Annotated in this window: 15 protein-coding genes and 2 pseudogenes; 8 read left to right on the forward strand and 9 right to left on the reverse strand. The window is 62.5% G+C overall.

Annotation, left to right across the window (positions count from 1 at the left end; all coding sequences use genetic code 11):
• On the forward strand, positions 1-228 hold a 228-nt coding region (locus PE067_RS13580; RefSeq protein ID WP_276190089.1), incomplete at its 5' end, for a hypothetical protein.
• Positions 229-1244: 1016 nt separating this feature from the next.
• On the opposite strand, the gene PE067_RS13585 is transcribed toward PE067_RS13580, so the two are convergent.
• Together PE067_RS13585 and PE067_RS13590 are read right to left on the reverse strand one after the other, a co-directional pair.
• The gene (locus PE067_RS13585) at positions 1245-1502 is read right to left on the reverse strand and encodes a hypothetical protein (protein ID WP_276190091.1); all 258 of its coding nucleotides are present in this window, start codon (positions 1500-1502) and stop codon (positions 1245-1247) included.
• A 1630-nt stretch (positions 1503-3132) separates the two neighbouring features.
• Positions 3133-3333 (reverse strand): hypothetical protein, encoded by a 201-nt coding sequence (locus tag PE067_RS13590; RefSeq protein WP_276190092.1) that lies wholly within the window; start codon positions 3331-3333, stop codon positions 3133-3135.
• Between the two features lie 98 nt (positions 3334-3431).
• Here PE067_RS13590 and PE067_RS13595 point away from each other — a divergent pair, with 98 nt between their 5' ends.
• On the forward strand, positions 3432-3653 hold the full coding sequence (locus tag PE067_RS13595; RefSeq protein WP_276190094.1) for a hypothetical protein: 222 nt from the start codon (positions 3432-3434) through the stop codon (positions 3651-3653).
• A gap of 133 nt (positions 3654-3786) precedes the next feature.
• Here the strand turns inward: PE067_RS13595 and PE067_RS13600 are convergent.
• Positions 3787-3960: pseudogene (locus PE067_RS13600) on the reverse strand (DNA-3-methyladenine glycosylase I); the annotation flags it as partial.
• Positions 3961-4053: 93 nt separating this feature from the next.
• On the opposite strand from PE067_RS13600, the gene PE067_RS13605 reads away from it, so the two are divergent.
• The 3 genes from PE067_RS13605 (at position 4054) to phbB (ending at position 7056) form a co-directional block, all read left to right on the forward strand.
• The gene (locus tag PE067_RS13605) at positions 4054-4881 is read left to right on the forward strand and encodes an EAL domain-containing protein (RefSeq protein WP_276190096.1); all 828 of its coding nucleotides are present in this window, start codon (positions 4054-4056) and stop codon (positions 4879-4881) included.
• A gap of 175 nt (positions 4882-5056) precedes the next feature.
• Positions 5057-6232: an acetyl-CoA C-acetyltransferase gene (locus tag PE067_RS13610; RefSeq protein ID WP_276190098.1), complete on the forward strand. Its 1176-nt coding sequence runs from the start codon at positions 5057-5059 to the stop codon at positions 6230-6232.
• A gap of 98 nt (positions 6233-6330) precedes the next feature.
• Entirely contained in the window at positions 6331-7056 is a 726-nt protein-coding gene (gene phbB, locus PE067_RS13615) for an acetoacetyl-CoA reductase (protein WP_276190100.1), read from the forward strand.
• Between the two features lie 175 nt (positions 7057-7231).
• Here phbB and PE067_RS13620 read toward each other — a convergent pair whose 3' ends face one another.
• The 3 genes from PE067_RS13620 to PE067_RS13630 are packed head-to-tail and all read right to left on the reverse strand — an operon-like array spanning position 7232 to position 8418.
• On the reverse strand, positions 7232-7396 hold the full coding sequence (locus PE067_RS13620) for a YdcH family protein (protein ID WP_276190282.1): 165 nt from the start codon (positions 7394-7396) through the stop codon (positions 7232-7234).
• 60 nt (positions 7397-7456) lie between these two features.
• Positions 7457-8215 (reverse strand): methyltransferase, encoded by a 759-nt coding sequence (locus PE067_RS13625; RefSeq protein WP_276190102.1) that lies wholly within the window; start codon positions 8213-8215, stop codon positions 7457-7459.
• A complete protein-coding gene (locus PE067_RS13630) occupies positions 8212-8418 on the reverse strand; it encodes a DUF2007 domain-containing protein (protein WP_276190104.1) in 207 nt (68 codons plus the stop codon). Before PE067_RS13630 ends, PE067_RS13625 begins: the two co-directional genes overlap by 4 nt.
• Before the next feature lie 74 nt (positions 8419-8492).
• Here PE067_RS13630 and PE067_RS13635 point away from each other — a divergent pair, with 74 nt between their 5' ends.
• On the forward strand, positions 8493-9494 hold the full coding sequence (locus PE067_RS13635; protein ID WP_276190105.1) for a polyprenyl synthetase family protein: 1002 nt from the start codon (positions 8493-8495) through the stop codon (positions 9492-9494).
• 77 nt (positions 9495-9571) lie between these two features.
• On the opposite strand, the gene PE067_RS13640 is transcribed toward PE067_RS13635, so the two are convergent.
• Positions 9572-9979 carry a DUF4087 domain-containing protein gene (locus PE067_RS13640; protein WP_276190108.1) on the reverse strand — a complete coding sequence of 136 codons (408 nt, stop codon included), beginning with the start codon at positions 9977-9979 and terminating at the stop codon, positions 9572-9574.
• A 211-nt stretch (positions 9980-10190) separates the two neighbouring features.
• On the opposite strand from PE067_RS13640, the gene PE067_RS13645 reads away from it, so the two are divergent.
• A complete protein-coding gene (locus PE067_RS13645) occupies positions 10191-12548 on the forward strand; it encodes a transglycosylase domain-containing protein (RefSeq protein WP_276190110.1) in 2358 nt (785 codons plus the stop codon).
• Positions 12549-12591: 43 nt separating this feature from the next.
• On the opposite strand, the gene PE067_RS13650 is transcribed toward PE067_RS13645, so the two are convergent.
• Both PE067_RS13650 and PE067_RS13655 read right to left on the reverse strand, forming a co-directional pair.
• Positions 12592-13203 (reverse strand): ABC transporter substrate-binding protein, encoded by a 612-nt coding sequence (locus PE067_RS13650; RefSeq protein WP_276190284.1) that lies wholly within the window; start codon positions 13201-13203, stop codon positions 12592-12594.
• The gene (locus PE067_RS13655) at positions 13193-13924 is read right to left on the reverse strand and encodes a VacJ family lipoprotein (RefSeq protein WP_276190112.1); all 732 of its coding nucleotides are present in this window, start codon (positions 13922-13924) and stop codon (positions 13193-13195) included. Before PE067_RS13655 ends, PE067_RS13650 begins: the two co-directional genes overlap by 11 nt.
• Before the next feature lie 140 nt (positions 13925-14064).
• Here PE067_RS13655 and PE067_RS13660 point away from each other — a divergent pair.
• A pseudogene (locus PE067_RS13660) lies at positions 14065-15806 on the forward strand (type I secretion system permease/ATPase).
• Positions 15807-15886: the final 80 nt, after the last annotated feature.

Consider the following 15886-nt stretch of genomic DNA (forward strand, 5'->3'; position numbering starts at 1 on the left):
GTACATGTATTGCTAAGGTTAAAGAACGACTTCCATACTCGTCGCGCAACAGCTCCAGCGGCCATGTCGTCAGCAAGAAGCCTGAAAGGATCCAGCGGCTTCGGCGACGAAATGTTCTACTATCAAGAATTTCTTCGGCATAATAGCCCGCAACAGCCGCCACTTTCTTCTGTCATGAAAGAATTTCCAGAAATAACGACCCGCTTTCAGCTGTTTGCCACGGACTAAGCGTCCGAGGCCTTCGTTGACCAGCATATGAAGTACTGGTGCCGATCAGTACGTCGGATTGGCGGCGGATCGCGATGTATGGCGATCCTGCCGGACAGATGATGGATCCGTCCGAACGACGGGCGGTTTGCCAGATCTGCGTTCGGGCTGAAGCCGTACCGGGGCGGATGCGGTGATGGCAATGCGCGGCGCTGAACTGGCTGCGGCGGGTCGGTCGCGCTGTTTGCCTGCGCCAGCTGGCGTAACCGCAGGTGCCGATTACAGGTGCCGTGGGCGCTGAAAACGCCATCCCGGTTGATCTGGATACGCGCCATGCCTGCGCCCTGCGGGCAGCAAAGGCGTCTTTGGACGATGTCATTAACGCCTGGCCCTATTTCCGTAAGTACGCTGGCGGTGAGTCAGCCCGGCACGAGTGCCGTTCGCTGACGCTGCCGTCTGTTGCGCCCAACGGCAGGTGACGTTGATTTCCAGCGCCGATCAGTCTGGATACGACTTAACGTTTGCAGGCGCGCCAGGAACGACGATCCTGCCCGTCGACGTCCCGCCGGCCGTGTACTGCGAATGCGATTACTGATGAGCTTGCTTCGCCTCTTGCCTGTGAAAGCCGAACATGACCAGGATGTTGAAGACTTCATCCCGGCGGCGCAATATGAATGCCGGCCGCTCGTTCGGCGGGCGTGAAAAAGCAGACAGAACCATGGCACCGTCAAGGTCAACAAACCGAGGACGATACGTCAAGGCCAATTAGAACTTCGCAAGAAACAATCACAATCTTCGAGTGCCGCCCGCGACGTTTATTCGGTCCGGGTCCCGACAGTCAGCACACCGCGATGAAAAGGAAAAAGATGCGGCTGAAAGAGCACGTTCGTCTTTTCCATTGATCACAAGATTTGAATCGTCATCAGATGATTGCCGTAGCTGATGGTATTCGCAGAAGATGATCCGCGGCCGTTTTTATTGCGTGTCGTCGGGATCGCGGTTGGTTGGTATATGTCGTCAGGCCCTGCCGCACAGGATCACCCAACAGAATTGGCGTTGCCCGCGCTGATTTGTGTCGATCCGGTACCGGCGTCATCCGACGCCAGGACACGATGGTCGGGGCCTGTTAGCGCATCGATCAGATCCGGGGAATGATTATTACCGCGACCTTTCGTCGATATGACCATGCCTGCGCCGATATATTCGGGATCGCGTTGATTGTGATTGCCTGCGATGCTCTGCGCCAGCGCGCGGGTGCCGATGTCGTCTGTCGGCGGCTGAATAGGTTCATCCACCTGACCCGTCTGACTTTCTGCCATTACCGGAGTTGATGTGATCGCGCATCCTAGGACTGATGGGTCATGTTGAACAGGCCGGTCAGGTTGGCGTCCATGACTCTTCGGGCTTAGAACATCGCGTCACGGGTGATGTCGACAGCACTGCGATCAACCTGATCTTCCTCGACTCCGTTTGATCTGCGCGGGTCAGTGACCGACCACGGAGTTTTCCGTGAATCCAGTGGGCAGCACGTCATCACGGGAAATTCGTTGCAATGCACCGAGATGGCGGCGTTGACCCTGGCGCGATCCACTGAATAGTGCGACTTTGCCATCCTGTTAGAACGGCTACGTGAAATCGTTAATTCTGTAGGTGGTGCTGCGCGCACTATTCCGCCTTCTTCGCCCAGGCGTCCAGCAAAGGCATGGCGATCCATGTCGGTTGCCGCGCCAGACGCTGTCAGTATGCCGGTTTCAATAGGCCTGATGCGCTGATCGGGTACCGATCGCGCCGCCGCTTCGATGACGTTGACGACGTTGATTCCATACCGTAGTTGACGCGACGCGGCAGCGTCTTCGTTTCACACTGTGCTGCCACCGATTACGCTTTTCCAGCGGCGGCCGGCGGCATCGGGCCGGTGCCCATGATCACCGCATGACGCGATTTCGGGCCAGCGGGGCAGGCCAGCGTGGCGTTTTCCGGCGTTATAGAGATGGCGCCGTCGTCCGTAGCCTGACGGTGACGGAACCGGGTCACGCCGGGCGCAGTTTTCCATCGTCTTCTGCGCGGCGCTGATGCGGGATGCATCCTTTCAAATGACCGAAACGCGCTGCCCTGCGGCCACGGGCAGATTCCCACGTGGCAAACGGCTTCGCTTCGTCTACGAGATGACGGTGAATTACTTGCCCGCCGCGGGTGATTGTATCGCGACGTTTCGGCGGCCCAGATAGTTGTTGAACGCACAACTTCGTCACGGCATACGCCCATTTTCATATTCCAGATAGGCGGTATTTATGGTCAGCGATCGATCCCTGACTGCCGGTTGCGTCGCCCAGGTCACCTGTTGCGCGGCCAGTGCGACTGAATGTAGTTCGAACCGCAGACTGCTGGACAGCCTCATGCGGCCGAATCTGCGGGAAGCCGGCCTGTTATGCGCCTGACGGGCCGGGTTCTGGCTCCATCTGCTCAAAGCACCTGACCGAAGATGTTGCTGACGTCACAGCTCGATCGCCCAGCGCTGACAACGGCGGCCGCGCGTCATGCGCTGAACCTGAGCGAAGGGATCCCAGAGTTTCGCCGACGGGGGCGCGTGATGACGGTTTTGGTCATGTCTGAAAATCTTCCAGTCGGCAGGGCCCTGATGCCCTGCCTGATCAGATCACCGCGTCAGTTACCTTGCGTGCCGCGGCAGCTGGATCTGGATAGCGTTCGCCATCCCGGATGCGTGAATACGCCATCTGCGTCAACGGCGGCCTGGGCCGTTCGCCGGATTGTGGCACGATGGCTGCGTATACCAGAACTCCGTTCGATATCGATCGCGATAGTACATCAGTGGCCTGACGGATCTGGCGACGGTGAACATGTCGAATGATGATGCGATGGATCGTAAGCGCCCAGCGCATTGTCCGGATGGGCTGATCTTCGCGATTATCCGGCTGTCTGGATCATATCGCTGAAATCGCGCAGATAGCGGAACGATATACCCGCGCTGTACCGTCCAGGGCAGTTGACCCAGATCCTGTATTCCGCTCCATGAACTGGCGCATCATTCGGCATGCCCATGGCCGAGCCGCATTCCAGATCAGTGTTGGTCTCCAGCAGGCGGTCGCGCAGGGTGTGCGGATCCATCTCGGGATTGGTCGTGGATCGAGCGCGCCGACATACTCACGATGCGTTTATAAGTCTTTCACCGTCTGTAGGCCAGCGACAGACATAGGCCGATCTCGATGGCCGAGTTCGGTGGTTTCGGCAAGGGCAGGAAATCACGCGGCACCGGCCTGGTCGATCACGCGAATCAGCCCCTCTTCAGGCCGGATGCGGTCGGGCGCATAGCCGAGCGCTGCACCGCACAGCGATTAATACGGCGCGTTTCCAGTGTCCGTCGCGATTGCTGGTCAATCGCGAAATCCAGCGGCGAAAGCCCGTTCTTCTCGTCATCGGCTCCTTGAATTATGCAGCCCGCTGTTCGGCAACCAGAAATCAGTGCTTGATCTTCGAGGTTAAGGACAACTGCTGGGGACGATCGCCGCTACGTCGCCTAACGAAGCGCATCGGCGTCCCGAATAAGGACGCTGCGCTCCTGCGGAAGCTGTCGCGTTTCTTCAGGATGGTGATCCAGCTCAGGCCCGCCTGAAACCCGTCGAGGATCAGCTTTTCCACAGGCGCTGAATCATATTCGGGAACGCCCCATTCTTCGTCGTGATAGGCGACATACAGCGGCGTCGTCCCACACCAGCCACAACGTCCGGTTGTCATTTCCTTAACCTCGAATCCAGAAAACACCCCCTGTTTACCCCAGTTTAGTGAAAATACGGCAGGCTGCACCTCATGAATTCAGGGAGCCTGACCATGACCACCAGCTTTGACCCGCCGCAGGAAACAGGCTCGCCGCTGGATTTCGCGATTGACCAGCAATCGCGGCGGACGCTGGAAACGGTGCGCCGCGCCGTGGCCAATCGCGATGCGGTGCTGGCCTTTCAGCCCGTCGTCCAATCCGACCGCACATCCCGCGCGGCCTTTTACGAAGGGCTGATTCGCGTGATCGACGAAACCGGGCGGTTCATTCCGGTGCGTGATTTCCTGCCCTTTGCCGAAACCACCGAACTCGGCCGTCAGATCGACTGCCTGTCGCTGTCGCTTGGCCTGCAGACCCTGGCCGAAGAACCGTCGCTGCGGCTGTCGGTGAACATGTCGGCGCGCTCGATCGGCTATCCGGACTGGATCCGCACCCTGCGCGACCACCTGCTGGAAGACCAGCACATCGGCGAACGGCTGATCCTGGAAATCACCGAAAGCTCGGCCATGGGCATGCCGGGCATGGTGCGCCGGTTCATGGGCGAATTGCAGGATCACGGGGTCAGCTTTGCCCTGGACGATTTTGGCGCGGGCTATACCTCGTTCCGCTATCTGCGCGATTTCAGCTTTGACATGATCAAGATCGACGGCCAGTTCATCCGCGAAATCTCGGCCCATCCGGACAACCAGATCCTGACGCAGGCGCTGCAATCCATCGCGCATCATTTCGACATGTTCACCGTCGCCGAATCCGTCGAAACCGCTGATGACGCTGCCTATCTGATCGATATGGGCATCGACTGCATGCAGGGGTTCTATTTCGGCGCGCCGACCATCGTGCCGCCCTGGAAATCGCCCGAGGCGGCGGCAGGCCGCCATTGACCCGCCCCGCCGCAAAAATGGCCGTCATCGGTGATTCGCACCGCATCCGGGGCCGGAAACGCCATCCGAATCCCGGCCTGCGGCGCAAGGACGGCTTGACGCGACGTGATCGAGGCTCGACTAATCTGATCAGGCAGGGACATCCGGGGCCCTGCGACTGAGGAGATTTTCGAACATGACCAAAGCCGTCATCGTGTCTGCGGCACGCACCCCCGTCGGTAGCTTTCTGGGATCCTTCGCTCAGGTTCCGGCGCATGACCTTGGCGCGGCCGTCCTTCGCGCCGTTGTCGAGCGCGCGGGCGTCGACCCCAACGACGTCAGCGAAACCATCTTCGGTCAGGTGCTGACCGCAGGTCAGGGCCAGAACCCGGCCCGTCAGGCGCATATCAAGGCCGGCTTTCCGCAAGGTTCGGCCGCATGGCTGATCAACCAGGTCTGCGGTTCGGGCCTGCGTTTGGTCGCACTGGCCGCGCAACAGGTGATTCTGGGCGACGCAACCGTCGTCGCGGCCGGCGGTCAGGAATCGATGTCGCTGGCCATGCATGCCGCCTATCTGCGTTCGGGCCAGAAAATGGGCGACATGCAGATGATCGACACGATGATCCGTGACGGGTTGTGGGATGCGTTCAACAACTATCACATGGGTCAGACCGCCGAAAACGTCGCGACCAAATACGGCATCACCCGCGGCGAACAGGATGAATTCGCCGTCGCCTCGCAAAACAAGGCCGAAGCCGCGCAGGCCGAGGGCCGTTTTGCCGATGAAATCACCCCCTTTACCGTGAAAAGCCGCAAGGGCGACGTTTCGGTCGACAAGGATGAATACATCCGCATCGGCGCCACGCTGGAGGCGATGGAAAAACTGCGCCCGGCATTCACCAAGGACGGTTCCGTCACCGCCGCAAACGCCTCGGGCCTGAACGACGGCGCCGCCGCCGTGCTGGTGATGACCGAAGAAGAGGCCGCCCGCCGTGGCCTGACCCCGCTGGCCCGAATCGCGTCCTATGCGACGGCGGGTGTCGATCCGACGATCATGGGCACCGGCCTGATTCCCGCCAGCCGCCGCGCGCTGGAAAAAGCCGGCTGGTCGGTTGGCGACCTGGATCTGGTCGAGGCGAACGAGGCCTTTGCCGCGCAGGCCATCGCGGTCAACCGCGACATGGGCTGGGATCCGGCGATCGTCAACGTCAACGGCGGCGCGATCGCCATCGGCCACCCGATCGGCGCATCGGGCGCGCGCATCCTGAACACGCTGCTGTTCGAAATGCAGCGCCGCGACGCGAAAAAGGGTCTGGCCACGCTGTGCATCGGTGGCGGCATGGGCGTCGCCATGTGCCTTGAGCGCGCATAATTCGAAAAGAAACGAGAATAGTGCGCGCAACTATCTTGCGCGCACCCGCCCACAAGGGTAACTCCATTTCATAGCCGTTCTGAATTTTTGGGGGACAGATGGCCAAAGTCGCACTTGTTACCGGTGGATCGCGCGGAATCGGCGCCGCCATCTCGATTGCATTGCAACAGGCAGGCTACACCGTGGCCGCCAATTACGCGGGCAATGATGATGCTGCCCGCAAGTTCACGGAAGAAACCGGGATCAAGACCTACAAGTGGTCGGTCGCCGATTACGATGCCCGCGCCGCCGGGATCAAACAGGTCGAGGAAGATCTGGGCCCGATCGCGGTTCTGGTCAACAATGCGGGCATCACCCGTGACGCGATGTTCCACAAGATGACCCCGCAGCAGTGGAAAGAGGTCATGGACACCAACCTGACCGGCCTGTTCAACATGACCCATCCGGTCTGGAACGGGATGCGCGATCGCAAATTCGGGCGCATCGTCAACATCAGCTCGATCAATGGCCAGAAGGGTCAGGCGGGTCAGGTGAACTATTCGGCCGCCAAGGCGGGCGACATCGGCTTTACCCGCGCGCTGGCGCAGGAAGGCGCGCGCGCGGGCATCACGGTCAACGCGATCGCTCCGGGCTATATCGGCACGGAAATGGTCCGCGCCATCGACGAAAAGGTCCTGGCCGAGCGTATCATTCCCCAGATCCCGGTCGGTCGCCTTGGCGAACCCGAAGAAATCGCCCGTGCCGTCGTGTTCCTGGCGTCGGATGACGCCGGTTTCATCACCGGATCGACCATCAGCGCGAACGGCGGCCAGTTCTTCGGCTGATGTCCTTGGGCTGATCCTGTGCGGCGGGGGCCTGACGGTCCCCGCGAACCGCCAACCAGCCACGATCCCGCCAGCCACGGTGGCGACACGCAACAAAAACGGCCCGCGGATCATGTCCTGCGGGCCGTATCCATTCGGCAATCATGTGATGACGGTTGGAATACCTATCTTGTGATCAATGGGAAAGACGAACGATTTCTTCTTTCAGCCGCATCTTTTCCTTTTTCATCCTGGTGATGCTGACACTGTCGGAACCCGGACTGCGCTCGGCGTCCTTGACGGCCTCGGAAAGGTTGTGATGTTTCTTGCGAAGTTCCTCCACATGGGAAGCAACCGACATATCGTCCTCCATTTGTGATCCGGTCGAACATGACGATTGCATCACAGTTTCATGGTTCTGTCACCTGCTTTCACGCCCGTTCAGATTGAGCGGCCGGCATTCGCGAAGAATGGCCTGCGCCGCCGGGGTCAGATCTTCAACATCCTGATCATGTTCGGCTTTTTCATGCATGACAAAGGGCGAAAGCAAGCTCATCGGGGATTTCGCGCCCTTTGTCGCATTCACGATCACACGACCGGCGGGACGGCCGGTGCGGGCCGCGACGGGCAGAATCGTCACATTCCCGGCGCGCCCCTGCAAAGCGACCAGAATCGCATCCAGACGGTCGGCGCGCTGGATCAGCGTCACCTGCCCGTTCGGGCGCAGGCGGCGCAGGGCGGCGTCGATCCACAGCGTCAGCGGCAGCGCCTCGTGCCGGGCGGTTTCGCGCCCCGCATCGGGCGCGCGGGTGCCTTGCAGGAAATAGGGCGGGTTGGCGATGACATGGTCAAAACCTTGCTGCCGCAGGGGCGCGGGCATGGCGGCGATGTCGCCGGTCAGGATCCGCGCCGGGATGGCGTTTTCATCGGCATTGCGCTGCGCCAGCGCCGCGTAATCGGCCTGCAGTTCCAGCCCGGTCAGCGCCAGCCCCGGCACGCGACGCCCCAGACAGAACAGCGCGACGCCGACACCGCAACCCAGTTCCAGCACCGCCTGGCCCGCCCGCGCCGGGCAGGCCGCGCCCAGCATCACCGCATCCGCCCCGGCGCGATAGCCCCGCGCAGGCTGCCAGATCCGCAACCGGCCGCCCAGAAAGTCGTTCCGGACCGGATCCGTCATCGCAATCCGTTGTCGCGCAGGATCGCCTGCGCCATGAAAAAGTCGCGATCCGCCACCATCAGGCGACGCGGCAGCACCCCGATCGACCCCTCCAGAACGCTCATATGCTGGTCCAGCGGAAAGGCGGGAATCCCCTCGGACGCCAGCAGATCCGTGGCGCGGACTAGCAAAAGCGGGTCGTTGGTTCGCAAGAGTTCTTTCATGACAAGAAAAGGGTAAGCGGCTGTTGCGAAACTGTCCATGCCGTGGCAATGGCTGTGCTGCGAAAGGAATGCTGATGGGTAAGAACGATTTCGTCGCCAAGCCGCTGGACCGGCTTTCCGAGCTTCTTGCTGACGACATGGCCGCCGTCGACGGGCTGTTGCGCGACCGTATGGTCAGCGAACACGCCCCCCGCATCCCCGAGGTCACGGCCCATCTGATCGGCGCGGGCGGCAAAAGGCTGCGGCCGCTGCTGACCGTCGCCTCGGCCCGGCTGTTCGACTATCGGGGCACGCATCACCAGTTGCTGGCCGCGACGGTCGAATTCATCCATACCGCGACGCTGCTGCATGACGACGTCATCGACGAAAGCCGCCAGCGGCGTGGCCGTCCCACCGCCAACCTGCTGTGGGACAACAAATCCAGCGTGCTGGTCGGCGATTACCTGTTCAGCCGCAGCTTTCAGCTGATGGTCGAAACCGACAACATGCGGGTCATGGCCATCCTGTCGAATGCCAGCGCCACGATTGCCGAGGGCGAGGTGCTGCAACTGACCGCCGCGCAGGACCTGCGCACCGACGAAAGCGTCTATCTGCAGGTCGTCCGGGGCAAGACCGCCGCGCTGTTTTCCGCCGCGACCGAGGTGGGCGCCGTCATCGCGGGCGCCTCTGACGCCCATGTCACGGCCCTGCGCGATTATGGCGACGCGCTTGGCATCGCCTTTCAGATCGTCGACGACCTGCTGGATTACGGCGGCGTGTCCGAAACCATCGGCAAGAACACCGGCGACGATTTCCGCGAACGCAAGCTGACCCTGCCGGTCATCAAGGCCGTGGCGCTGGCCTCGGCCGAGGAACGCGCCTTCTGGACCCGCACGATCGAGGCGGGCGACCAGCGCGACGGCGATCTGGAGCATGCAATGGAGCTGCTGCGTCGCCATGGTGCGCTGGATGCGGCGCGGCGCGATGCACTGGACTGGTCGGCGCGTGCCCGTCAGGCGCTGTCGGTGCTGCCGCAAAGCGAATTGCGCGACAAGCTGGCCGATCTGGCCGATTTCGTGACCGCCCGCGTCGCGTAACCCCCACGCAAAGGCCCCATATTCAAAAGGCCCGGCGCGCGATCGCCGGGCCTTTGAAATTCAACCTTTCCGTGACCTTAGCCCCTGCCGGAATATTTCGGCTCGCTTGGCAGCAAGGCGGGATCGGCGCGGCAGTCGTTCAGCGGCTTTTGCCGGATTTTCAGCAGCGCCAGCACCTTCATTTCCGCCGGATCGTCGCGCATCGTCAGACAGCCGCAGCCATGGCCATAGGATCCGCGCGCATCCGACGCGACCCATTCGCCTGCCGACATATCGGGCATCTGCTCCATCCCCTGCGCCTGTTCGCCGCCCTGCGTGGCGATGGTCCAACGCCCGTCGCGGTCGGTCAGGAACCAGTTGCCGGGGGTCGGATTTTCGATCCAGCCGCAACGCACCTCTCCGGACGTGCCCGGCATCGAACAGGCGGCAACGATGGCAGCGGCTGCGATCACGGCCCCAAGGGCGACAAGGGTTTTGCGGGACATCCAAGGCTCCTGAATTTCAGCGGCAATTTCAATGGCCACAGCTTCGCATGGCCGGGCGCCCTGGACCAGCCGCAAATCGCCCCGGCGGATTTCCCCCGGCGCGGCTGTCACCATCCGTTCACCTTCCGGTCAGGCAGGTTCTCAAGGCGGCAATCTTGCTGTATGTTCCGCGACAAAAGGCCGTCGCAGCAGGCCGGGCAGGATTACAGGCATGAAAAAACCCACCGGCGGACGCCGCATCGTCGCGGACAAGCGCCAAGTGCAAGAACAGCCGAAACAGAAACGGCAAGCCAGAAAGCCGCGCAAAACCAGACGGATAGGCAGCGCGGTGACATCCGGGTTTGCGGGGTTCATCGCCCTGATATGGCGCGTGATCTGGGGTTCCATCTGGCGGCTTGGCCTGACGGTGTTCCTGATTCTGGGCTTTGCCAGCTTCTATTACTATACGACCCTGCCCGAGGCCTCGGACCTGTTCGACGGGCGCGCGCGCGGGTCGGTGACCATGCTGGACAGCGACGGGCGCGTCTTTGCCTGGCGCGGGGAAACCTTTGGCATGGTCAGCGCCGACAAGATCGCCCCGGTGCTGCGCGACGCCGTCGTCGCGACCGAGGACAAGCGTTTCTACAACCACCTTGGCGTCGATCCACGCGGCATCGCCAGCGCCATCCGCATCAACATGGCCGCAGGCCGTGGCGCACTGGAAGGCAACGGCGGTTCGACCATCACCCAGCAGGTCGCGAAGCTGCTGTGCCTTGGCGAAACCTTCGACCCGATCCAGTGGAAATCCGAAGCCGATTTCGAGGCGGAATGCCGCAAATCCTCGATCTGGCGCAAGATCAAGGAAGTCCCCTATGCGATCGCGCTGGAATCGAAATATTCCAAGCAGGACATCCTGAACATCTACATGAACCGGTCCTATCTGGGTGCCGGTGCGCGCGGTTTCGAAGCCGCCAGCCAGCGTTACTTCGACAAGCCCGCTACCGATGTGACCCCGGCAGAGGCCGCGATGCTGGCCGGTCTGCTGAAGGCCCCCAGCTATTTCGCGCCGACCGCGAACCTGCAACGCGCGCAGGACCGGGCCAGCGTCATTCTGGGGCTGATGCATGATCAGGGCTATCTGGACGATGCGCAATTCGCCACGGCCAAGGCCGAGCCTGCCGTCCTGTCGCGCGCCGCAGCCGCGCGCGCGGGGGGCTATTTCGCCGATTGGGTGATGGAGGCAGGCCCCGGCTTCCTGACCAGCGAAACGACCGAGGACGTGACCATCCAGACCACCTTCGACCAGCGCGTCCAGCGTGCCGCCGAACGTGCGCTGCAACGCATCTTTGACGAAAAGGTCGACAAGGCGTCCAAGGCGCAGGCGGCGGTTGTCGTGATGTCGGCCGATGGTGCGGTGCGCGCCATGATCGGCGGGCGCGAAACCGGCACGGCGGGGGTTTTCAACCGCGCGGTTCAGGCCAAGCGGCAGACCGGTTCCAGCTTCAAACCCTTTGTTTTTGCGGCGGCGCTGGATCAGGGCTATCGCCCGGACGACCATGTTCTGGACGCCCCCCTGACCATCCAGATCCGCGGCTCGGCGCCGTGGAGCCCGCAGAACTACACCCGCAGATACCGGGGCGAGGTGACGCTGACCACCGCGCTTGCCCAATCGCTGAACACCGCGACGATCCGTCTGCAGGAAATCGCCGGGCGCGATGCCGTGCGCCGCGTGGCGCAGGATTTCGGCTTTGCCAGCAATCTGACCAGCAGCCCCTCGCTTGGGCTGGGTGCGTCAGGATCGACGCTGCTGGAAATGACCGGCGCCTATGCGGGCATCCGCAACGGCGGCTCTGCGGTGAAACCCTATGGGCTGATCGAGTTGCGCATCAAGGGTGACGACCAGCCCCTGATCGGTCAGGCGGGCGGTATCGGAACGCGGGTGATTTCGCAGAATTCGGCCCGCAACCTGATCGCGATGATGAAACAGGTGATCGACGGCGGCACCGGCGGCCGGGCGAAATTGCCGGGCCGCGAGGCGGCAGGCAAGACCGGCACGACCTCCAGCTATCGTGACGCGTGGTTCATCGGCTTTACCGACCAATATGTGACCGGCGTCTGGATGGGCTATGATGACAACACGCCCCTGAAAGGCGTGACCGGCGGCGGTCTGCCCGCCGAAATCTGGCAGGCCGTGATGCAGGAAATCCACGAGGGCCTGCCCGCGGAGCCGCTTGGCGGTTTTGCCCCGGATGTCGAACGCGCCGTGCCGAATGTCGTCAGCGCCGGTCCCGAAGGCGGCGCCGATCCGCTGGCGGCGGCCCTGTCCGAGGCGCTTGGCCAGCCTTCGCCGCAGAATGTCGCGCAAAATGCGGCGGGCATGGGCGGCGACAATGCGGGCACGGCCCCGCGCACGCCGGGCAGCACGATATCCAGCGACGGGACCGAGGACGGCTTCACCGATCCGGCGGATCTGCGCGCGCCGAACGAAATCACGCCCGATACGATGGTCGATCTGCCCAATGACGCGGATTTGTCCGGTGAAGAAGACGCGCTGACCCGCGCGCTGCGGGGAATCGACGGCGTCTATTGACGCCGCCGGTTCCAGTTCATCCCGTTCCGGCTCAGGGGGGCGCCTAGCCCGCCTGCGACAGATCCGCCGTCAAGGCGGCGATATCGCCCCGCGCCGCGCGCAGCCGGGCCGTGATTTCAGTCCGTTCGGTCGACAGCATGTTGATGCCTTCGATGATGATGTTGAAATAGCGAAGCTGCCCCGACTTGTCCGAGACATGCCATTCCACCAGCATCGGGCTGCGTCCGTTCAGATAGGCGACTGAATTCACCGCAAAGAATGATTTCAGCGGACGCGCCTCCTGCACCTCGATGCGCGAACCGATGAATTCCCGGAAACGCTTGCCGTATTTGCGGCCGATATAGCCCTGAAAAGCCTGACGATAGGCGGCGAATTCCTGTGCGCCGACCGACCGCGCCGCCGGGCCAAGCGCGGAACGCGCGATGGTGTCGACATCGGCATAGCGGGCAAAGATCGCTTCGAAATCCCGATACATCTCGGCGGGCGGCTTGCCCGAATTGATGACCGCATAGACCTGATCCAGCGATTCAGAAATAAAGGCACGCGCCTGATCGGTGTCCAGCGCAAAGGCCGGAATCGCAAAGGCGGGAATCGCTGTGCAGGCGACGGCCGCGCCGATCAGCCCCAGAAAACCGCGGCGCGTGTCATTCGGCATATGGGTCAATGGCCTCTCCTTCCTCGCCCAGTTCGAAACGGCGATGCTGCAACCAGATCAATCGGGTCTGCGCATAACTATCCGCACTTTCATGCAGAACGGGATCGACCGTGTCGCCATATTTCGCACGATCACCGGCTTTTGACAGGATACGGGCACCAAAACCGATCAGCCGCTGGTCGCGGTTCATCTGCGGGCCAAGCGGATCAAGGACCAGATCGACGACACGCCCGAAGGTATCGCGCTCGGTCGAAGGGCCAAGCAGCGGCAGTTCCAGATAGGCACCTTCGCCCACGCCCCAGGTCGCAAGCGTCTGTCCGAAATCGGTGTCCTCCTCGGGCAGGCCGAAATCCGCTGTCGCGGGATCCAGAAAACCGCCCAGACCAACCGTCGTATTCACCGCAAAACGAAAGGTCATGCGCACCGCCGGCGCGAGCTTGCCCTGCAGCAGATGGTTCGCAGCCTTGCCCGGCAGCGCCAGGTTGGATCCGAAATTGCCCACCCCCTGAACCGCATAGGACAGCGGACCGCGCGTGTCATCGCCGTCGTTTTCCTTGTCCGTCAATGGCTTGACGATATTTGCATCCAGCCCCCGGTTAAAGGCGTGAACGCGACGGTTCATGCCTTCATAGGGGTCATTGATGCCGTCCGGCCCCGCGCCTTGCGAACAGGCGGACAGGCCAAGCGCCACGACAGGAAAAAGAAAAAGGGAATGTCTCAATTCTTTGATAACCTTCTTCTGTTACGACTCGTTCAATCACGGCGATTTACGGCCTGCGGGCTTTTGCCGGGTCATCGCTTGCGATAAACGGGCGCAACTCATCGGGCAAGTGCGCCCGTCGTCGAAAGGAAAGGATCGGCATGGCCATGCCGCCTATGCGACATGATGGCAAGCGGGAACTGCGCAGCGCGCGCGGCCTGACCTGGCATCTTTTCTTGTTTGTCGGGTTGTTTTCGGCTGCGGTGAACCTGTTGATGCTGACCGGACCGCTGTTCATGATGCAGGTCTATGACCGCGTTCTGGGCAGCCGCTCGGTCGAAACGCTGACGGCGCTTTTCGTGCTGATCTGCTTTCTTTTCGCGCTGATGGGGCTGATCGACGTGGCGCGCAGCCGCGTCATGGCCCGCGTCGCCGCCCGCTTTCAGGAAAAGATGGAGGGACGGGTTTTCGCTGCCGCCCTTCAGGAAGGATCGGCTGCGGGCAATGACATGGTCACACGCGGCGGCATGCGCGATCTGGAGGCTGTGCAGCGGCTGATCGCCTCTCCGGTGCTGATGGCGCTGTTCGATCTGCCTTGGGCGCCGCTCTTTCTGGCCGCCGTCTATATCTTTCACCCGTTTCTGGGGATCGTCGCGACGATCGGCATGGCGATCCTGATCGTCGCCACGCTGTTGAACCAATGGCTTGGCCGGATCCCCCTGCAGGAATCGAACATCGCCTCGCAGCAAGCGGAACGGATATCGGATCTGTATCGGCAAGAGGGTGAGATCATCAGTGCCTCGGGCATGCGCGGCGCGGCATTCCGGCGCTGGCAGGTGGCGCGCGACCGCGCGACCGATGCGGGCATGGTCGGCACCGACCGCGCCACGAATTTCACCGTCTTTTCCAAGACGTTCCGGCTGTTTTTGCAAAGCGCCCTGCTGGCCGCAGGTGCCTGGCTGGTGCTGAAGCAAGAGGTCACGCCCGGCGCGATGATCGCCTCGTCCATCCTGATGGGTCGCGCGCTGGCGCCGATCGAACAGGTCGTGGGCGGCTGGCCCATGGTCCAGCGCGCACAGGACGGTTGGGAACGGCTGTCGCAACTGCTGTCGCGCCGCCCGCCGATCCTCTCTCGCACGCCCCTGCCCCGCCCCCCGCGCAGTTGGAGGTCAACCAGATTTCCGTCGTGCCGCCCGGCCAGAACGCCGCGACACTGCGCGGCATGTCCTTTGCCATGGGCCCCGGTCAGGCGATGGGCGTGATCGGGCCGTCCGGTTCGGGCAAAAGCACGCTGGCCCGCGCCCTGATCGGCGCATGGCCGGTGGCGGCGGGCTCGATCCGGCTTGGCGGCGCGACGCTGGACCAATATGACCCCGATGTGCTGGGCAGCCTGATCGGCTATCTGCCCCAGCAGGTCACGCTGTTCGACGGCACGATTGCCGAAAACATCGCCCGCCTGTCGCCGCAACCCGATCCGCAGCGCGTCGTGGCGGCGGCACAGGCGGCCGCCGCGCATCGCATGATTCTGGATCTGCCGCAGGGCTATGACACACAGGTTTCGCAGACCGGGGGGCGCCTCTCCGGCGGGCAGATCCAGCGCATCGGCCTTGCCCGCGCGCTCTACGCCGACCCGGTCCTGTTCGTTCTGGATGAGCCGAACTCGAATCTCGACAACGAAGGGTCCGAGGCGCTGAACATCGCGATCCGCAACATCAAGGCGCGCGGCGGCGCGGTCATCATCATGGCCCACCGCCCCGCCGCCATCACCGAATGCGAATTGCTGCTGGTCGTCGATCAGGGCCTGCGCCGCGCCTTCGGCCCAAGGGATGAGGTGCTGCGCTCGATGGTCAAGAACGCCGAACAGATCAGCCAATCGCAAGGCAAGGGCGGGGGTGTCGTATGACCACGGAACAGCCGCAAACCGGCCGCGCGCCCGTCGAAAAGCTGGACAACCTGCCTGCCGGCCGCCCGCAGCAACAGCCC

This window comes from Paracoccus sp. DMF-8, from assembly GCF_029309835.1.
GTDB lineage: Bacteria > Pseudomonadota > Alphaproteobacteria > Rhodobacterales > Rhodobacteraceae > Paracoccus.

Excerpts from the sequence above, each read along its gene's own strand:
- PE067_RS13590 (WP_276190092.1), bottom strand. The coding sequence starts at position 3,333 with ATGGATCCGCACACCCTGCGCGACCGCCTGCTGGAGACCAACACTGAT.
- PE067_RS13595 (WP_276190094.1), top strand. The coding sequence starts at position 3,432 with ATGGCCGAGTTCGGTGGTTTCGGCAAGGGCAGGAAATCACGCGGCACC.
- PE067_RS13605 (WP_276190096.1), top strand. The coding sequence starts at position 4,054 with ATGACCACCAGCTTTGACCCGCCGCAGGAAACAGGCTCGCCGCTGGAT.
- PE067_RS13610 (WP_276190098.1), top strand. The coding sequence starts at position 5,057 with ATGACCAAAGCCGTCATCGTGTCTGCGGCACGCACCCCCGTCGGTAGC.
- phbB (WP_276190100.1), top strand. The coding sequence starts at position 6,331 with ATGGCCAAAGTCGCACTTGTTACCGGTGGATCGCGCGGAATCGGCGCC.
- PE067_RS13620 (WP_276190282.1), bottom strand. The coding sequence starts at position 7,396 with ATGTCGGTTGCTTCCCATGTGGAGGAACTTCGCAAGAAACATCACAAC.
- PE067_RS13625 (WP_276190102.1), bottom strand. The coding sequence starts at position 8,215 with ATGACGGATCCGGTCCGGAACGACTTTCTGGGCGGCCGGTTGCGGATC.
- PE067_RS13630 (WP_276190104.1), bottom strand. The coding sequence starts at position 8,418 with ATGAAAGAACTCTTGCGAACCAACGACCCGCTTTTGCTAGTCCGCGCC.
- PE067_RS13635 (WP_276190105.1), top strand. The coding sequence starts at position 8,493 with ATGGGTAAGAACGATTTCGTCGCCAAGCCGCTGGACCGGCTTTCCGAG.
- PE067_RS13640 (WP_276190108.1), bottom strand. The coding sequence starts at position 9,979 with ATGTCCCGCAAAACCCTTGTCGCCCTTGGGGCCGTGATCGCAGCCGCT.
- PE067_RS13645 (WP_276190110.1), top strand. The coding sequence starts at position 10,191 with ATGAAAAAACCCACCGGCGGACGCCGCATCGTCGCGGACAAGCGCCAA.
- PE067_RS13650 (WP_276190284.1), bottom strand. The coding sequence starts at position 13,203 with ATGCCGAATGACACGCGCCGCGGTTTTCTGGGGCTGATCGGCGCGGCC.